The sequence below is a fragment of the Gilvimarinus gilvus genome, assembly GCF_030518155.1.
GTDB classification, from domain to species: Bacteria; Pseudomonadota; Gammaproteobacteria; order Pseudomonadales; family Cellvibrionaceae; genus Gilvimarinus; species Gilvimarinus gilvus.
Genome location: NZ_JAULRU010000597.1, coordinates 1 through 364, shown reverse-complemented (window position 1 = coordinate 364; position 364 = coordinate 1). Strand labels below are relative to the sequence as shown.

Annotated in this window: 1 protein-coding gene; it reads right to left on the bottom strand. The window is 59.3% G+C overall.

The window, feature by feature from the left end:
• Positions 1-128: 128 nt before the first annotated feature.
• Positions 129-364 (bottom strand): flagellar basal body rod C-terminal domain-containing protein (locus tag QWI17_RS14875; protein WP_302723316.1); only part of this gene is annotated, 236 nt, incomplete at its 5' end.

Genomic DNA, 364 nt, shown 5'->3' with positions numbered 1-364 from the left:
GTCAACCTTTCAGAATGTGGGACCGCCTTGCGGCCCATCGCGATAAAAGGCTGCGCCTCCAGGGAATCGCGATCACCTGTAGGTGCAGCCTTTTGTCGCGCAGGGCTGCTGTGCAGCCCCAGGCATCATCAAGTCATCTGGATGATGGTCTGCATGATGGTGCTTTCGGTGGAAATGGTCTTGGCGTTGGCCTGGTAGTTGCTCTGCGCCTTGATCAGGTTGACCAGCTCGCCGGTCAGGTCGACGTTGGAATCTTCCAACGCGCCACCCGTAATCTGACCCAAAGTACCGGTATCAGGGGCGCCGATCACCGGCACGCCCGAGGCGTAGGATTCCTTCCAGTTGGTGCCGCCAATCGGCGTCA